This window comes from Nocardia aegles, assembly GCF_052545135.1.
Genome location: NZ_JBQWRI010000004.1, coordinates 358175 through 373964, shown reverse-complemented (window position 1 = coordinate 373964; position 15790 = coordinate 358175). Strand labels below are relative to the sequence as shown.

Genomic DNA, 15790 nt, shown 5'->3' with positions numbered 1-15790 from the left:
TCCATCACGACCCCGGAACCGGGCGACGCGGCCAGCGGCCGGGCGGGATCAGGGTCCACACGTCCGCGTCCTGGCGCATCGCGTCCAGCCACCCGGCGACATCCGCGACCGAGGGGATCACCAGGGCCCGCACGCCCGCCGCGCTCAGTGCCGCCAGCAGCGTCGGGAACCGGGCGTCGGAGGCGCGCAGGACGATTCCGTCCAGGTCGAAGTCGTAGCGCCGGGCCAGCGCGCGGATCTGCGCGACATGCGCGGCGGTCTGCCGGCCCGAGCGATCACACCGGACGATCCCGTATGCCCTCGTCCTCACCGGCGCTCGATCCGGCTGTGGTAGCCGCGAACGGCCCGCGTCAACTCCGCGATGCCGTCGCTACCCGGGTCGACTCCCGGCAACGGGAATTCACACGACGTGACTGTCCCTCCGGCGGCCGAAAGCGACCGATGCACGCGAGCGCAGCGGGCGCGCACGGCCTCGGTGACCGGCTCGTCGTGTTCGCGTGTCTCGTCGAACCGCACCGTCAGCGCTTGCGGGTGGCGGATCAGCCGCACGCGCAGTTCGTTCGCCACGCCCGACGCCTCCGCGGCACGAATCGCGTCGCGGACGAATTCGCGCACCACCGCATCGCACTGGTCGACCAGCTCACCCAGTCCGGCCCGCGACAGGTAGACGTGCAGGTTCAGCCGCGCCACCTCGACCGCCAAGCCGAATGCTTTCACCCTGAACTCACCGAGAACGCCGCGCGGCATCCGGCCCTTTCGCGGTGGTACCCCGCCCGATCCTGGACGCAAATACAGCACGCCGACGGCGGGCCGCATCTCCGACAGACGCCGCAGCAGAACAGGTCTCGGCATCTCCAAGCCCTCGAGGTGTTCCGGTGACGGAACGACCACATACCCGCCGCCGTTGCGGTCCAACTCGGCGAACAGCGCCCGCAGCGCACCGTTCGGCGACGGTGCCGCGGCCAGCAGCCGCTCCAAGTCGATGCCTTCCCGATGCGCGGACATCGTCAGCTCGGAGACGAGATGATTCCCGGACTTGCGATCCAGCTCCTGCACCAGCGACCACAACACACTCGCGGGCGGACCGGCCTCACAGAACACCCGCCGCACACCGAAACCGTGCCCGGCCGCGAAATCCGTTATCTCCCGGACGATCTCGTCCCGCCGACCACCCACCAGCGGCAGCCGCAGGTACGCGTACATCTGCGCCGTCACCGTGCCCCCTCCACAACCGCGTCGAGCACGGCACGCATCGACGGCCGAAAACTATTGCGGGGCAGATAACTCCATTGCCGATACCCCGTCCGCTCGTCAGCGGGAGACGGCAGCACGATGCATCGCGTCGCGATCCCCACATTCAGCCGCAGCAGAACACCGGACACCTCCTGCTCGTACCCGTCGGGCAGCCCACACAGCACCGCCGTCCGAGCCGACTCCCGATGCGCGATCACCGGGCCGAGCAACCCGCGCCCCGTCAGCCGCTGAGCCACCCGCGCGCCGAGCCGCTCCGGCATCACCACCGCGCCCACCAGGCCCGCGTGCAAGACGATCCGGCGCGACTGCGGCGTGAGCACCGCGGGCAAACCCAGCTCCCGCCGGTAGCGATGACAGCGTTGAACAGCGGTTTCTGACGGGCTAGTGGTGTCATCCGACATGGCGCACCCGCCTGTCGGTCGTGTGATTTGGATTCGGACTGGAAACGAGCATGGTCATCACCCCTGCTGGTCTCGGGTTCCCCCAAGTGGTCGGTATTGGTGTAACGCGCGCCACAAGCTGACAGGTAAGATAGCGTGTAAATTTACATCAGGCAATACGGCCAGATGTGCAGTCGGCGAACGGATTAGGGTGCTACCGGACGTCGTACGGATACGGAGGTCGATGTGACTGATGTGGGCAAGCGGACCGACCCGAACGCTCTGCGGTTCTTGATCGGCCGAGAGCTCAAGAGCGCGCGGGAGCGGGCGCGTGTCTCGCAGACGCAGGCGGGTGAACAGCTCGACTGCACACCGACGAAGATCAACTATCTGGAGAGCGGCAAGTCAACCCAGCAGCCCGCCGAGGTGACGGTGCTGATGAAGTTCTACGGCGCGGATCCCGCGCACATCGAACGCATCGCTTCCCTTGCCTCGCAAGCAGATCAGACCACGTGGTGGGCACCGTTCGGGGCGGCATTTCCCAACTGGTTCAAGACGTTCGTCGGGCTGGAAGGCATTGCGGAAAGTCAGTTCTGCTACACGTCGATGCATCTGCCCGGCCAGCTCCAGACGGCCGACTATGCTGCGGCGCTCCTCGAAGGTCATCTCCGTGTTCCGCCTGCTGACGCACCTGCGGTAGTGCGTGCCCGGATGGCCCGCCAGTGACTGACGGGTGAGCGTCCACTCCGCCTACGGGCGGTGATCGAGGAATACGCGCTCGATCGTGTCGCTGGGGGGACGGAAGTGATGCGAGCGCAGCTCGAGCATCTACTGCGCGTGATGGAGCTACCGACGGTGGAGTTGCATGTGATGCCTGTGAGCGTCGCCGTTCACGACGGACTCGACGGTGACTTCATTGTTCTGAACTTCGACGCGGCCCGCAGCATCGGGTACGTGGAGTATCCCGCAGGTGCGCTCTACATCCAGGAGGAGGACCAGGTAGAGCTGTATAAGATGTCGACAGACCGGCTCTGTGCGGCTGCTTTGTCGGAATCCGACACCGCCGAGGCGATCAGAAGCCGGTTGGCGGCCCTCGGGAAATAGGGAGTGAACATGAACACCGCAGACGGTCTCCTCTGGCGGACATCCAGCTACAGCGGCAACGGCGAAGGCTGCGTTGATGTTGCGCCTGCCGTGGACAGCGTTTTCGTCCGGCACGCGAAGCATCACGACCACGGTGTGATCGAGTTCAGTGCCGCCCAGTGGTCGACCTTCGTCGACGAGGCTCGCCAGGACTTGGCCAGTGCGAATGGTGCCGCCACAGTGTCGAAGGACGGCGCGGATACCGTTGTCGCCTCCGCCGACGTCGAGTTGCGCTTCAACGCGATCGAGTGGACCGCATTCCTTGCCGGAGCGAACGACGGCGAATTCGACTTCTACTCCGCTCCCGCGAAGTAGGACGGTCGGTGGCCACCGCCGACCGTATCGAATGGCGGAAATCCAGCTACAGCGGCAACAGTTAACAATGCGTGGAGGTTGCGCCCACCCTGGGATGGGAAAGGTCGAATCACCTCAGCGACAGTGAGCGATGCGTGCAGGTCGTACCTAGCGACGTAAGGATCCATGTTCGGCACAGCAAACGCCCAGACGTTGCACGATCGCGTTCGATCTCCTCGACTCGACGCGTTTCGTCGATGCAGCTCGCAGCGACGCCAAGGGTGCTATCGGCAGCGTCGTCGTGACTCGAGCTGGCGCCGACACCTTCGTGACATCTATCGAAAGCAGCGTCGAGCTTTGCTTCGATAGTGGTGAATGGGCAGCCTTCGTCGCGGGTGCGGCGGAGGGGAGTTCGACTTCACCTGCTTGCGAGGCTGATCAACGGCCCGGTACGGTCAGCAACTGAGCAGGGGGCGGAGGAGCCGGTCCGGTCCCGGAGTTCGAGGCATCGGCTGCGAGGAGATCGTATGACGGTCAGTGGCAATGTGTTTCGTGCGGCTACCTTGATGTTCGGTGCCACCATCCTTGCCGTCGGGTGTGGGTCGTCGGGCGATGGTGATTCTGAGTCTCCGAGCACGAGAGCATCGCAACCATCACTTGCCGCCGACGTGCCACGGACATACGACCCCTGCAAGGACGTACCCCCAAGTGTGCTGGCATCGGAGAAGCTAGATCGTCAGAGCCTGGCAAACTTGGACAGCGATGGTTCGATCGGACGAATCAAGTGGCGCGGCTGCGCATGGGGCCGAACCAACGGATATACAACGAGTATCCGGACAACAAATCTGACTGTCGATATAGTTCGTAGTCGCAATTTCGCTGATTCCAACGAATTCACCGTCAATGGTCGCCGGGCCATCTCTACTCGCCAGTTCGAGGGTCCGCACATCAAGGACTCCTGCACCGTCGACGTGGAAATGAAGGGCGGCAGCCTCGAGGTCGATGTGAACAATCCGCCGTCGAACCGGGACACCGGCAGCGTCGATTCGTGCGAGATCGCGCGGACTTTGGCGGAGAAGGTCGTGCCCACCATGCCTACGACGTCTTGACATCGTAGCGCTCATCGAATTTATAGGGAGGGAAGGCGAAAATGAGTGAGGATTCACCGCTGCCGCGGCCGTTGGCGAACCTGATCAACGAGGCGCGTGACGGTCGGTTGGCGGTACGAATGGACCCAGAGCAATTCGTCTATGTCGACCGGGACTGCGAGTTCTTCAAAGGCCGAATCCGAGATATTCAGCGGATTATGACCGACATTTCACGGATGGAAGACTGGGGATTGGGCGAGCACTATCACGGCAACAGTGGCAAGGAGTTGGTGTCGGGCAAGACGATGGTGAAGCGCTACCGTGAGAAGGCGCGGGGCTCGCAGAACGGCGCGTATGAGGTGATGGAGTCGCACTTGCAAGTCGTGGAGGACATCCAAAACCTATTCCGCACGATCCGCGACCGCTATGCCCAGCAGGATGCCGACTGGGCTGCGCGCTATCGCGATCTGGAGTCGTCATTGCCGCAACAACCCCCGTCTCCGCAACGGATCTTCTCGATGCCGTTCGCGAAGGAATGAGGGCGGCGGCTGTGCCGACTGTGATGCGCAGGTTCCGCTGCTGCCGGTAGTGACGGGCCGAACGCGCCCCCTGGTCGGTTGCAGGGCGGTCTGCAAGCCGGGTACGGTCAGGAGCCAGTCACCAGGGGCGGAGGAAGCCGGTCCGGACCCGCGATCGCTTCGATGTACCGGCTGCGAGGGGAGCGTATGTCGTACCAAGGCAACGTATTTCGTGCCACTGGCTTGGCTTTCGGTGCCGTGATGCTGCTGGCTGGGTGCGGGCCGGGAGATAACGACTCCTCGAAGGGGACGACCAGCACGCCGGGACCGTCGCTGGCGGCTGACGTGCCGCGTTCGTACGACCCGTGTAAGGACGTGCCGGAGAGCGTATTAGCCGCGGAGAAGCTGCATGGCCGGGATCTAGCTAACCTGGACGCCGATAGCCCGTATGGCCGGATCAAGTGGCAGGGTTGCGCATGGGTCCGGTCGAACGGGTACGCCGCGAGTATCCGGACGACGAATCTGACTATCGACGTGGTGCGTAGTCGCAACTACGCCGACACCCGTGAGTTTATGGTCAACGGTCGACGGGCGATCTCGACGCGCCAGTTCGATGGCCCCCACATCATGGAGGCGTGCACCCTCGATGTGGAGATGAAAGGCGGCGGAAGCCTCGAATTCGGCGTGAACAATCCACCATCCCGAAGTGAGACGGGGACTGTGGATTCGTGCGAGATTGCGCGAATGTTGGCGGAGAAGGTCGTGCCGACCATGCCAACCACGGCGTGACAGCATCGGGTTGATCGAATTCATGGGGAGGCAAACGAGCAATGAGTGAGGCTGTACAGCCAGCCGGGCCGCTGGCGCACCTGCTCAACGAGGCACATGAAGGTCGCTTGGTGGTACGGATGGACCCCGAGCAGTTCGTGTACGTCGAGCGTGACTGTGAGTTCTTCAAAGAGCAAATCCAGAAGATCCAGCGAATCATGGCCGACGTTGCGGCGATCAGTGATTGGGGCCTCGGTGAGAATTACAGGGGGGAGGGCGGTAAGGAACTCATCTCGGGCAAGACGATGGTTAAGCGTTACCGCGAAAAGGCCAAGGGCTCTACAAACGGCGTCTACGAGGTGATGGATTCGCACTACCAGGTCGTGGAGGACATCCAAAATCTGTTCCGCACGATCCGTGACCGCTATGCCCAGCAGGATGCCGAGTGGGCGGCGCGCTATCGCGATCTGGAGTCGTCATTGCCGCAGCAGCCTCCGTCCCCGCAGCGGATTTTCTCGATGCCGTTCGCGAAGGAATGAGGGCAGACGGATGTCGGATGGCGAACACAAGAACGGCCCGGTTAATAGCATTTCGGTGGTTCCCGAGCAGGTGCGTGAGGTCGGACAGCATGTCTACGACTTGGCCGAAGCGCTGCGCTCGGCGCTGGATTCTGCGGCCAAAGACGTGGACTCGCTGATCAACGGCAGCTGGACCGGCGACTTGGCAACCGAGTTCGGTAGCGGATGGACCGAAGTCCACGACGGTGGAATCCAGATCATCACCGCCCTTACCGGCATGGCGCAAAAACTTGGCATAACCGCCGACACCTACCAAGCTCGCGACGAGCACACTGCGGCTGCCCTCGGCGCCTCCAGTCTGGACCTGCCGTGAGTTCGGAGTTCTCGGTCGACCTGGATCACCTCGACCAGATCGTCGCCCGCCTCGCCGGCTTGGCCGGATTCGTTGCCGACCACCTCGATGAGATAGACGATAAAGTCGCTGCTCTCCAAGGCAGTGGCTGGGAAAGCGTCGCCGCCCAGGCATACGCCGACGCCCACCGCCAATGGCTCACTGGTGCGCGTGAATTCGCCGAAGGCATCTGGGATATGAGCGATGCCGCCCGCCGAGCGCACGAAGATTACACGCACGCCATCGAGCTCAACCGTAAGATGCTGCGAGGCGGGCAACCGTGAAGCTCGACTGGCAGGTCTATTACGACGCCGCCAAGAAATGCCACGACCTCGCCGCCGACCTTCGCCGAGCCGACAAGCCAGTGCACGATGCCGTGAAAGGCGAATGCGCGGGCATGGCCGGTGACGCACCGGGCTGCAAGCAGTGGGGCGAAAAATACGATCACATTGCGCGAAGCACGATGCAGACGTGCACGAACCTGGCGGATGCGCTCACCAACTATGGCTACGTCCTCGCCGCCAACGGCTACAACTACGGGATCAGGAACAAGAGCAACCCACCTCCGCCGCGCCCGGATGTGCGTGCGATGACCGAATACAAGGTCACGATCCCGACATCGGTGCACGACAACGGAACCGGTGTGAATCACAACGGGGGTGTCGAGGAATTCTTCGCTATACTCGTTTCGAAGATCCTGGAAGAATTCGGCAAACTCCCCAACGGTGACGTCGATAAACTCGCCAAGGCGGCCGGTATTTGGGATACCTTCGCCAAGAACGAAACCATCATCGGTGCCGCCGCCCGCATCAGTGCGATCGCCGCCATGTTCGACGGCATGGACGACCTGCTGAATCGGCAAATGATCCAAGACCAGTTCAATGTCTTGCGGACCGGCGCCGACCAGGTCGCTTCGGCATCACTCAACGTCGCCGCGCCTGTCGCGAGCTACCACACCGGAACCCTCGACGTCAGCCGAGGAATCCAATCCGCGATCACCACCGCTGAGTGGGCGATCGGACTCATCGTGTTTGCCGCCGCTGCCACCGCGCTGCTCAGCTTCGGCGGCAGCCTCGCCGCCGGCGGAGGAGGCGTCACCGTCGCCGTCGCCGAAACCATCACCACCATCCGCAGCCTCTACCAGGCCAGTAACCTGATCAGAGTTGTCGGCCTCACCGCGGCTGCGGCCGGCGCAGTCGGTGTCATCAGCGCCTTCGACAAGGTCCCCGACCTCACCTCCCTCGCCACCATCATCGCCATGCGCGTCTTCATAGACGGCGATGATGGCCACGGCACGAGTGGTCGAACTACAGCCGGATCAGCTGCACAGGTACCGACACCCGCTTTCACCGACGAAGGCGAGCAACACGTACGCGACACTCATATTCCTGGTGGGAAGGATGCCGGGTCGGACAAGAGCCTGTTCGACCCGAACGTAGATCTCGATGCTTTGGTCGAAGCGTCCGAGAATGTGCCCGCAACCGGTCCGAACCGATACGGGACGTATGAGCGGATCGTGGACGCGGGAAGAATTATTGGAAGTCAGTCTGAAATGGCGGGTGGAGCTCCCACGACCCGCTATAAGGTAGTCCAGGACAAGCGGGGCACTGTTATCACCATGCATCCGGAATAGAAGGGGCAATGAATGTCGGTCACAATTATAGTTCAAGGTCTGTCGCATTCCGAGATATCAAGATACAGCGATGATCCGGAAGGAACCTTGCTAGAAATGTGCGGCAAAGCAGCGGAGGGGTCGATGCTGGGCGGAATAATTCCGCACGGGGACACGATGTTTAACTCATATCAATTGCGGTTCCTTGTCGATGAGATCGATGCGATGCCTGCCCGGAACGACGCGGAGAAAGAGATGTGGGGGCGACTTCGGGATGCCGCACAGACTGCCATTCGTCGTAGCGGCTATCTCTGGTTCAACGGCGACTGATCCGAAAATGGTTGAGGTGCGCCGATCGTGAACGAAAAGCTGGAGAACTACCTGCTGTACTACGTGGATGACGACTGGGCGCCGATTTCTGAGTTCGACACCACAGTTAGAAAGATCGACCCGGAAAATTACTCACGGGAATTCGTTTTGAAGGTGATTCGTGAGGTCGCTGCAAAGGGGTATATAGAATTTGGAGCGTTTCCTGGCGGCGGCAGGTCTTGGGAGCCCTGGAATGTCTCGATCGACGAAGCTATGTCACGAATTGCCCACGGTTATAACGAAGAGACGGGGTATCTCGATATCACGTACGATGGAATCGGTACGAACGAGGTGTTCAGGGCAAATATCACCGATGCCGGCAGGTTGCGGTTACACAAACTCGGAGATCCGTACAAGAAATACGGCGACCCGTGGGCAGGCGATCCATTTATACACGCGCGATGATCCGAATCAGGAAGGTGCATCTGTCAAAGTGATAAACGAGAAAATCGAGCACTTCCTCTTATATGAGTTGTCCGACGATTGGGCCGCAATTGCCACCTTCGATGGAATGGTGGCCAAGATTAACCCGGAGAGTTACTCACGGGAATTCGTCCTCGATGCGATCCGGGAAATCGCCACTAAGGGTTACATCAGATTCGGTGCCTTCCCTGGTGGTGGTCGGTTATGGGAAGCGTGGGACGTCACGATCGACGAAGCAATTCATCGGATTGCCCACGGGCATAACAATGTGAGCGGCTACCTCGAGATACCTGTGAGCGAGATCGGATCGAATGAGGTCTTCCGCGCCGAGCTCATAGAACGAGGCGAGCAGCGACTAGCGGAACTCGGCAACCCGTACAAAAAATATGGTGATCCGTGGGCCGATACACACAGGCGTGTCTGTAATTGAGTGATCGAACCTCTGGATGTTGACAATTCCCGATACCGACGGAATGTCACTTGTTCGATGAGCGCATCCCCGAGCAGTTGGTCGCGAACCATCCGATTTCGCAAGGAAAGGTAGTCTGGGGTTCGATGAGCAGTAATTACGGACGCTCGCGTGAGAGCGTCATCGGATGGCCGAACGACACGACGGCACGCGAGACTCTCGAACGATATCTCGACAAACTTTCGGCCGAACCCGAGTCATATCTGTCTGAGGAATCGATCTTGGCGGCTGACGGCCTGGGTTTCGCCGGTTCCGACCTTTCCGGGCTTCAGCTCCAGGAGGCGGCACTCAATGAAGCCGATCTGAGCAGCATCCGTGCCGTGGAGGCTGATCTGTACCGAGCATGGATGCTGTCAGCGAAGGTGAGGCACGCCGACCTGTCAGGCTCCGACCTCCGCAAGGCGGAGGGGCGAGGGTGCGATGCGTTCGGCGCGACTTTTCGCAACTCGCGGTTGCAGGGCGCTGTATTCGAGGATTCGGATTTTCGCCAAGCAGACTTGCGTGGAGCCGATCTCCGTGACGCCAGCTTCGCCGGGGCCGACCTGCGCGATGCCGATCTGCGTTATTGCCTGTTCGCGTCGACGGATTTCACCAAAAGCAAGCTCGGAGGAAGCGAGCTGGAGGGCGCCAAAGGGATGATTCTCGGGCCGATCGATATAGGCGCCGCGAGCCCGCATACCCTCGCTGGCGATGAGTTGAGAACATGGTTCGCGACTCGCGGCGCGCCGGACGTCGAGGTGTACGCCCCAGCGCAGACCTGAACTTGACTAAGCCGAATCCTGCCTGCACACTGCTCTTGTTAGAGAGCGGTGCTCTCGTCGACTCTCGGGAGAGCGGACATGCAGGAAGTCCGGAAGTGGGCCAACCTCACGCTGGCATTCGGGATGGAGTTGGTCGCCCTCGGGGCGTTGGGACTGTGGGGCTGGAAGATCGCCACTGCGATTTCGGTCAAACTCGTGCTGGCTGTGGGCGTACCGCTCCTCGCGGCGCTGGCCTGGGGCCTCTTCGCGGCGCCGACTGCGACGTTCGGCAGCCCACTGCTCTCGGTCGTCGTCAAGGTGGCGGTTTTCGGCAGCGCTGCGGCCGGACTGTGGGCTGTGGGCTATCGAGTGGCCGCGGTCGTCTTCGTCGTCGTCCTGATCGTGAATCTGTCGGCGATCAGGCTTGGGCACCTGACGCCGTGAGCCTGTTGCGTGAGGTACGGAGTGCGCTATGGCGGTTGCTCGCGACCCTGACCTCTGAATACTGTCGGTAACAGCCGAAGGGGCGGGGGAGCCGGTCCGGCCTCGATCATTCACCGCAGGCGCACCGGCTCCGAGGGACGGCGCGACGTTCTCATTGACCCAGCGACAGCGGATACGTGATGGGTTGATTCTGTCGAGACTATCCGATCATTTGCTGTTGGCTCGTAAGGGTTATCGGCCAATCGTGCGGCTCGCTCGCATATAGTTTACTGCACCACAGGAAGGGCAGCGCAATCGGTATTCTCCAAGGTTTGGACCCAGCCCGGGCATCCATGTGACCTCGAGAAAATCGTCGCTATTCTCTGGGCATCGAATCTGCTCAGTTTCTCGGGACCCGACTCTCATGGCTGCGTCGATCCATGCTCTCGCACTCGAGCTGACCATCATCCTCCTGTCACGAACTTCCGCCCTTGGACGTGTTTGCATTCTCGTGGCGTTGCTTTCGGGAACAGTAAACTGCGGATCGCTGTCGCTCCAAATTCGAATCTTTCCCCAATCGCCCTCGATAGAGTATATTCCGTTGGTGTTGGTCATGGAATCAATACTTCCAAAGTCTTCCGAACCAGAGGCGTCTGTATATCTCTGGAAGGAACGATCAATCCAATCGATGCGACTGACATTCGGAATTGCCAGGTTTCCATGTAAATAGCAGTATTGCTCTCCAGGGTGCGGATCATGGTGTAGCGGATGCTGAGGTGTCAATACCGCCTCTAGGGGGAAAATAATGTCAGAAGACCCCTCGATAATGTCCAGGACGTAACTGTCCTCTAGATATACCCCGGAAAGGTTCGAGTAGTCCGAGTAGTCGCGCGTCACGGCAGATCCATATCTATCGTTGTGTAATTTTCCGGGCTCCTGCGAGAAACGGGATTGCCGTACGGGTCGGTTCGCTGACCTGCGGCGTCTCGGATCTCGACGTGAGGTTTCGCTATCTGGTGTCCTGCTACTTATCTCGATTGACCGGCCCACCGCAGCCAGATCTCCAACGCTTCGGCCCATGCGACAAGCGCCGGGAGTTGAAAGCCGGTATCCTCGTCCCTGGAGTGTGCAAGGGAATGTTTCAGACGTCATGCATCAGTCGTACGAGTTGCTCTAATAAATAGGCATAATATCAATGCTATTGGGCGAGTAATATATCACTGATCCGGATGGGATACACCTCGACGGTCAATTCGCCGGCCAGATCGGACCCTTTTGTCGAGATTTTGATGACACCACGGGTTTCCACTATGATGCGGTTCACCTGCTCCCGAAAGATGTCGGCTAGAAGGGTTGAATCCTGCAACCATCGGATACGGGCGGATCGTGCAATAACATCATATGATAGCTCTAGCTTATTTCGGTCGTCTGCGTGGATACGGACAATGAAAGAGGCGGTAGTTCCCGGTATGGCGACTCGTTCGGCTCCGAAGACCTCGAGGAAGTCGGATTCTTCCGGTTCGATGAATTCATACTCGGCCATCTATGCCCCTCCACCCTTGGAGATAGCAGTTGTCAAGCGCAAGCCTTCCGGCGTCACTTGTCACGTCGTTTCGAATTTAAGAATACCGTTTGATCCAACAAACTCGACCCGGCTTCGATGAGATCTCGACCTCACGCGTGCAGGTAGGGATCATCGGCCCAGGGGTCTCCGTATTTTTCATACGGATCTCCCAGCTCTTGAAGTCTTTGCCGGCCCTTCTCGGTGATTTTCGCCCTGAATACTTCGTTGGAGCCGATCTCGCTGTCTGGAATATTCAGGTATCCGGGAACATTATTATGACCGTACGAGATTCGATCGATAGACTCTTCCGTACCAACCGTCCAGGGCTCCCACGATCGACCATCACCTGGGAAGGCTCCTAGTTGGATGTAGCCTTTGTTCGATAACTCTCTTATTATTCCGATAACGTGAGCACGCGAATATTCCTCGGGAACTATCTTCTCGATCGTGCCGTCGAACTCGCCGATTGGTGCCCAATCGTCGGAAATATTGTAGAGGAGAAAGTTCTCCAGCTTTTCGATCACGGCAAATGCACCTTTACTGGCCTCTTGCTTCCCGGGTAGCGGATGTCGATAGTCACACCACCAGATTCGCTTTTGTCTCTGATCTTGATCTCTGTACCGTCGTCAAGGCGGGCACCTCTGCCGGGATAGGTGCCGACATCCAGGGTATCAGCACCTCTGGTCAAGTCATCGTATAGCTGCCTTATTTCGGCTTCGGTATCCATTTGCCTGTTCGGCCTGTTTCTCCCGGGAGCAGTTCTGGAATCTATTTCATTTCTTACATCGTCTGCATTCTTGGGACCGCCATTCGGCTTCTTTCCGACGTCGTCGATCTTCGTACGCAGCCGATCGCGCAGGTCGGTGACGACTTTCCTGGCCTTGATGGCCGCATCTTTCGCCTCTTGTCTGAGCCCCGCGATCTGCACCGCCTTGCGGCCTCGCCAGAGAAGTATGCCTTCTTTGATCTTCCCGGCCCACCGCCGCACCGTGTCCAAAGACTTGGCGGCGGTGACTGCACCTGCGCCGAAGCTGATCAGTGACAGGCCGACGGTGATGGCGGCGTCGATGGCGAGATCCTGGACGAGAGACTTCAGAAAGCCCTCGATCTCGGCACGCAGTTCCTTTAGCGCGTCTCGGTACTCGAGGCAAGACTGGCTGATCTGGGTGCAGGTGGTCAGCAGTTGATCGATGGAGTTGGCCAGGGATTTGAGGTCGTCCCGAATGTAGCCCGCGTCGTCGGGGGTGGCGTTGTCGAACAGCGTCGATGCGATGGTGATCTTGTCGCGGGCGTTCGTGTTCTGGTAGATCGTGCCGAGGCGGTCCCAGGCGTCGGCGGCCTTGGCGAGTTTCCCGGTGTCGCCGTCGGGAACGGGTATGCCGATGTGGCTGATGATGTTGATGCCCTTGTCGACGATGCCCTGGCCGGGTCCGCCCGCCGAGGCGGGGATCGAGAACGGGCCGAAGACGGGCATACCTGGGCTGGTCGGCCGGTCCGGTTGCGGTGCGCCCTTCAACGTGGCGTCGGCTTGGGCGTGGGTGAACCCCATGTCGTGGAGGGCGGTGCCGTAGGCGTACAGCGTGGAGTGGACGTCCTGGAAGAACCCCACCGCCTCATAGGCGGACGCATTGTACGAGCGTGCCCACTGCTGGCCGTTCTCGTCGACACCTGCCATGGAGCCGCATTCGGACAGTTCCGCGAAGATGTACAGAAAACTGTCGCGCAGGGCCGACGCGGCATCGAAGCAATTGGTGGCCGCTTGGTAGTAGGCTTTCGGATCCGCAGCGTGATCCGTCATATGCCGAGAATCCGTAGGTTCTCGGCCACCGCGCCGGTATAGCCCTCATGGGCCAGCCGCACGGCCTTTTCCAAGGCCGTGAGCCCTTCCTGGATATCGGTGGCGCCCGCCAGCCACTCGTCGTGCGCTTCGCGGTAGGCCGCCATCACGGCACCGGTCGAGGCGGCATCGACTTCTTTCGCTTTCCGGTCGATTGCCGCGAGCTGGTCGGCGAGCAGGCCGGCGAAGCCCCGGATTCGGGCAGCCAGGTTGTCGAGTCTGTCGAGATCGACCGAGAAGGCCGGTGGTTCGGACATGAGACGTCCCCCTCTTCAGGGCAGGTCCAGCGAGCTGACGCCGGTAGCGAAAGCCCGGTCGGTCTCGCGGATGGTGTCGGCGGTGATCCCCAGCTTCTCCGCCAGCTCGAACAGCGCGTCCCACACCTGCACCGCGCCTTGATGGAGCTCTTCCCACCCGGCCGAGAACGCGCCCACGTTGTTTCCGGTCCAGCTTTCCAGCATGTCCCGCACATCCGTCTCCAGCGCCGAGTACCCCTCCCGGCATTGAGTGGCGACATCGAATGCCAAGCGTCCCAATGCTTTGACTTCGTCGGTCTGGACCGACAGTGCTGGTTGCTCCCCGGCCAACTCGATCCCCCTGCGCCGATAAATCTTTCACCGCGAACGTACTCCAACCATGGTGGCATGGGAAGCCAGGGCGGCCCGTCCGCGTGCCGGTGCGGTTGCTTGCGACCCCGGCTTCCAGATACGGTCGGTAACAGCTGAAGGGGGCGGGGGAGCCGGTCCGGCCCTGATCATTCACCGCAGGAGCACCGGCTACGAGGGACGACGCGGCAAGCAGCGGGAAGCGTGCCGTTCGTGGAGGAATGAGGGTGGTCGGATGCAGGAGAACGAACCCAAGCAGATTCCTGGCGGCGGCGAGTACGTGGGGGCGTGGTCGCATGCGGAGATCAGGAATGCGTTCGCGGGGTTGAATACCCACAACACCTACAACGCCGCCGTGCAGTACTCGAATGCCGCCACGCTGTGGGATCAGGGGGTGGAGACGTTCGCGCGGTCGGTGATCTCTTCGATTTCGCAGGCGTGGGAGGGTGCGGCGGCGGAGGCGGCGAAGGACGCGATCAAGCGGTACACCGATGACGCGCGGAAGCTCGAGCCGATGCTGACGCGGCTGTCCAACCAGATCAACGAGTCGGCGGCGGCTATCGTGGACACCCGCAACGCGATCCCTGGCTACGCGGCGCATTCCTGGACGGCGAATATCTTCCCCTGGCGCGCCGCGGAGGAGGAACGCTCCCGCAACAACGCCGAGGAGGGCGCGCGGGACGCCATGAACAACATCTACGTGACTCGCTTCGCCGACTATGACGCGAAAGTTCCGGTGCTGCCGGTCGGGGTGAATCCGACCCAGCCGCTGGAGGCTTCGACGCCGGTCCCCGGTAGCCCGGGTATGTACACCGGCGGCAATCCGACGGGCTCGGGCCCCGGTACGTCGTCGAGCCCGGCCGGTACTGATAACAAGAACGTCGACGGCCAACCGGACCAGTCCACCGAAAACGCCGGCGACCAGCCCACGGAGCAGACCCAGGCCACTCCGCAGACCACACCGACCGGCTACAACCCCACCGCCACTGACACGGGCACACCCAGCCCCACCGACCCGGCCAAGACGACCCCTGCCGCGACGACGCCGGCCGGGACGACGCCGACCGGGACAAACCCGGGCTCGCCGCACACGCCCGGTCTTGGAGTTCCGGGCAGCCCGGAAACCCGCAGCGGTGCACCAGGCCGCAGTGTGCTCGGCACGCCGGGCGCACCCGGCGGAACGCCGATGGCCGCAGCCGTGAACGCGAGTCGTGCCGCGTCCGGTATGCCCGGCATGATGGCTCCGGGAATGGGTGGCGCCAGAGGCGGCAAATCCGAGGAGGAATCGGAGCACAAGATTCCCGATTACCTGATCAACCAGGAGAACACCGACGAACTGCTCGGGGAGCTGCCGAAAACGGTGCCCGGCGGTGTGATCGGCGGAGAACGCTGAA

General features: G+C 61.2%; 22 protein-coding genes and 1 pseudogene. 15 read left to right on the top strand and 8 right to left on the bottom strand.

Annotation, left to right across the window (positions count from 1 at the left end; all coding sequences use genetic code 11):
• Nucleotides 1-4: 4 nt before the first annotated feature.
• From ACT89H_RS15230 to ACT89H_RS15220, 3 genes are read right to left on the bottom strand one after another with little or no spacing between them, the layout of a single operon-like run.
• Nucleotides 5-310, bottom strand: a complete 306-nt coding sequence (locus ACT89H_RS15230; RefSeq protein WP_445109239.1) for a hypothetical protein — start codon at nt 308-310, stop codon at nt 5-7.
• Entirely contained in the window at nt 307-1215 is a 909-nt protein-coding gene (locus tag ACT89H_RS15225) for a hypothetical protein (protein WP_445109238.1), read from the bottom strand. The genes ACT89H_RS15230 and ACT89H_RS15225 overlap by 4 nt, the downstream gene beginning before the upstream one ends.
• Nucleotides 1212-1583, bottom strand: coding sequence for a hypothetical protein (locus tag ACT89H_RS15220; protein WP_445109237.1), 372 nt, complete (start codon nt 1581-1583; stop codon nt 1212-1214). The genes ACT89H_RS15225 and ACT89H_RS15220 overlap by 4 nt, the downstream gene beginning before the upstream one ends.
• A 297-nt stretch (nt 1584-1880) precedes the next feature.
• Between ACT89H_RS15220 and ACT89H_RS15215 the strand changes: the two are divergent.
• The 14 genes and pseudogenes from ACT89H_RS15215 (at nt 1881) to ACT89H_RS15150 (ending at nt 10411) form a co-directional block, all read left to right on the top strand.
• Nucleotides 1881-2738 (top strand): annotated as a pseudogene (locus tag ACT89H_RS15215) (helix-turn-helix domain-containing protein).
• A gap of 9 nt (nt 2739-2747) precedes the next feature.
• Complete coding sequence (locus ACT89H_RS15210) at nt 2748-3092, top strand: DUF397 domain-containing protein (protein ID WP_445109236.1); 345 nt, start codon at nt 2748-2750, stop codon at nt 3090-3092.
• 506 nt (nt 3093-3598) lie between these two features.
• Complete coding sequence (locus tag ACT89H_RS15205) at nt 3599-4180, top strand: DUF3558 domain-containing protein (RefSeq protein ID WP_445109235.1); 582 nt, start codon at nt 3599-3601, stop codon at nt 4178-4180.
• 41 nt (nt 4181-4221) lie between these two features.
• A complete protein-coding gene (locus ACT89H_RS15200; protein ID WP_445109234.1) occupies nt 4222-4698 on the top strand; it encodes a hypothetical protein in 477 nt (158 codons plus the stop codon).
• Between the two features lie 186 nt (nt 4699-4884).
• Nucleotides 4885-5466 carry a DUF3558 domain-containing protein gene (locus ACT89H_RS15195; protein ID WP_445109233.1) on the top strand — a complete coding sequence of 194 codons (582 nt, stop codon included), beginning with the start codon at nt 4885-4887 and terminating at the stop codon, nt 5464-5466.
• A gap of 41 nt (nt 5467-5507) precedes the next feature.
• A complete protein-coding gene (locus ACT89H_RS15190; RefSeq protein WP_445109232.1) occupies nt 5508-5984 on the top strand; it encodes a hypothetical protein in 477 nt (158 codons plus the stop codon).
• Nucleotides 5985-5994: 10 nt separating this feature from the next.
• Nucleotides 5995-6336: a WXG100 family type VII secretion target gene (locus ACT89H_RS15185; RefSeq protein WP_445109231.1), complete on the top strand. Its 342-nt coding sequence runs from the start codon at nt 5995-5997 to the stop codon at nt 6334-6336.
• Entirely contained in the window at nt 6333-6638 is a 306-nt protein-coding gene (locus tag ACT89H_RS15180) for a WXG100 family type VII secretion target (protein WP_445109230.1), read from the top strand. Before ACT89H_RS15185 ends, ACT89H_RS15180 begins: the two co-directional genes overlap by 4 nt.
• Nucleotides 6635-7987 (top strand): hypothetical protein, encoded by a 1353-nt coding sequence (locus ACT89H_RS15175; RefSeq protein ID WP_445109229.1) that lies wholly within the window; start codon nt 6635-6637, stop codon nt 7985-7987. The genes ACT89H_RS15180 and ACT89H_RS15175 overlap by 4 nt, the downstream gene beginning before the upstream one ends.
• 12 nt (nt 7988-7999) lie before the next feature.
• Nucleotides 8000-8296, top strand: coding sequence for a hypothetical protein (locus ACT89H_RS15170; RefSeq protein ID WP_445109228.1), 297 nt, complete (start codon nt 8000-8002; stop codon nt 8294-8296).
• A gap of 27 nt (nt 8297-8323) precedes the next feature.
• The gene (locus ACT89H_RS15165; protein WP_445109227.1) at nt 8324-8740 is read left to right on the top strand and encodes a hypothetical protein; all 417 of its coding nucleotides are present in this window, start codon (nt 8324-8326) and stop codon (nt 8738-8740) included.
• 28 nt (nt 8741-8768) lie between these two features.
• Complete coding sequence (locus tag ACT89H_RS15160) at nt 8769-9188, top strand: hypothetical protein (RefSeq protein ID WP_445109226.1); 420 nt, start codon at nt 8769-8771, stop codon at nt 9186-9188.
• 50 nt (nt 9189-9238) lie between these two features.
• On the top strand, nt 9239-9988 hold the full coding sequence (locus ACT89H_RS15155) for a pentapeptide repeat-containing protein (protein ID WP_445109225.1): 750 nt from the start codon (nt 9239-9241) through the stop codon (nt 9986-9988).
• A gap of 78 nt (nt 9989-10066) precedes the next feature.
• Entirely contained in the window at nt 10067-10411 is a 345-nt protein-coding gene (locus ACT89H_RS15150; protein ID WP_445109224.1) for a YrdB family protein, read from the top strand.
• Between the two features lie 1177 nt (nt 10412-11588).
• On the opposite strand, the gene ACT89H_RS15145 is transcribed toward ACT89H_RS15150, so the two are convergent.
• From ACT89H_RS15145 to ACT89H_RS15125, 5 genes are all read right to left on the bottom strand, one after another.
• Nucleotides 11589-11933, bottom strand: coding sequence for a hypothetical protein (locus ACT89H_RS15145; RefSeq protein WP_445109223.1), 345 nt, complete (start codon nt 11931-11933; stop codon nt 11589-11591).
• A 131-nt stretch (nt 11934-12064) separates the two neighbouring features.
• Nucleotides 12065-12478: a hypothetical protein gene (locus ACT89H_RS15140; protein WP_445109222.1), complete on the bottom strand. Its 414-nt coding sequence runs from the start codon at nt 12476-12478 to the stop codon at nt 12065-12067.
• The gene (locus tag ACT89H_RS15135) at nt 12475-13752 is read right to left on the bottom strand and encodes a WXG100-like domain-containing protein (RefSeq protein WP_445109221.1); all 1278 of its coding nucleotides are present in this window, start codon (nt 13750-13752) and stop codon (nt 12475-12477) included. Before ACT89H_RS15135 ends, ACT89H_RS15140 begins: the two co-directional genes overlap by 4 nt.
• Entirely contained in the window at nt 13749-14048 is a 300-nt protein-coding gene (locus ACT89H_RS15130; RefSeq protein ID WP_445109220.1) for a WXG100 family type VII secretion target, read from the bottom strand. The genes ACT89H_RS15135 and ACT89H_RS15130 overlap by 4 nt, the downstream gene beginning before the upstream one ends.
• A gap of 15 nt (nt 14049-14063) precedes the next feature.
• Nucleotides 14064-14378 (bottom strand): WXG100 family type VII secretion target, encoded by a 315-nt coding sequence (locus ACT89H_RS15125; protein ID WP_445109219.1) that lies wholly within the window; start codon nt 14376-14378, stop codon nt 14064-14066.
• 253 nt (nt 14379-14631) lie between these two features.
• On the opposite strand from ACT89H_RS15125, the gene ACT89H_RS15120 reads away from it, so the two are divergent.
• On the top strand, nt 14632-15789 hold the full coding sequence (locus ACT89H_RS15120) for a WXG100 family type VII secretion target (RefSeq protein WP_445109218.1): 1158 nt from the start codon (nt 14632-14634) through the stop codon (nt 15787-15789).
• The last annotated feature ends 1 nt before the right edge of the window (nt 15790 follow it).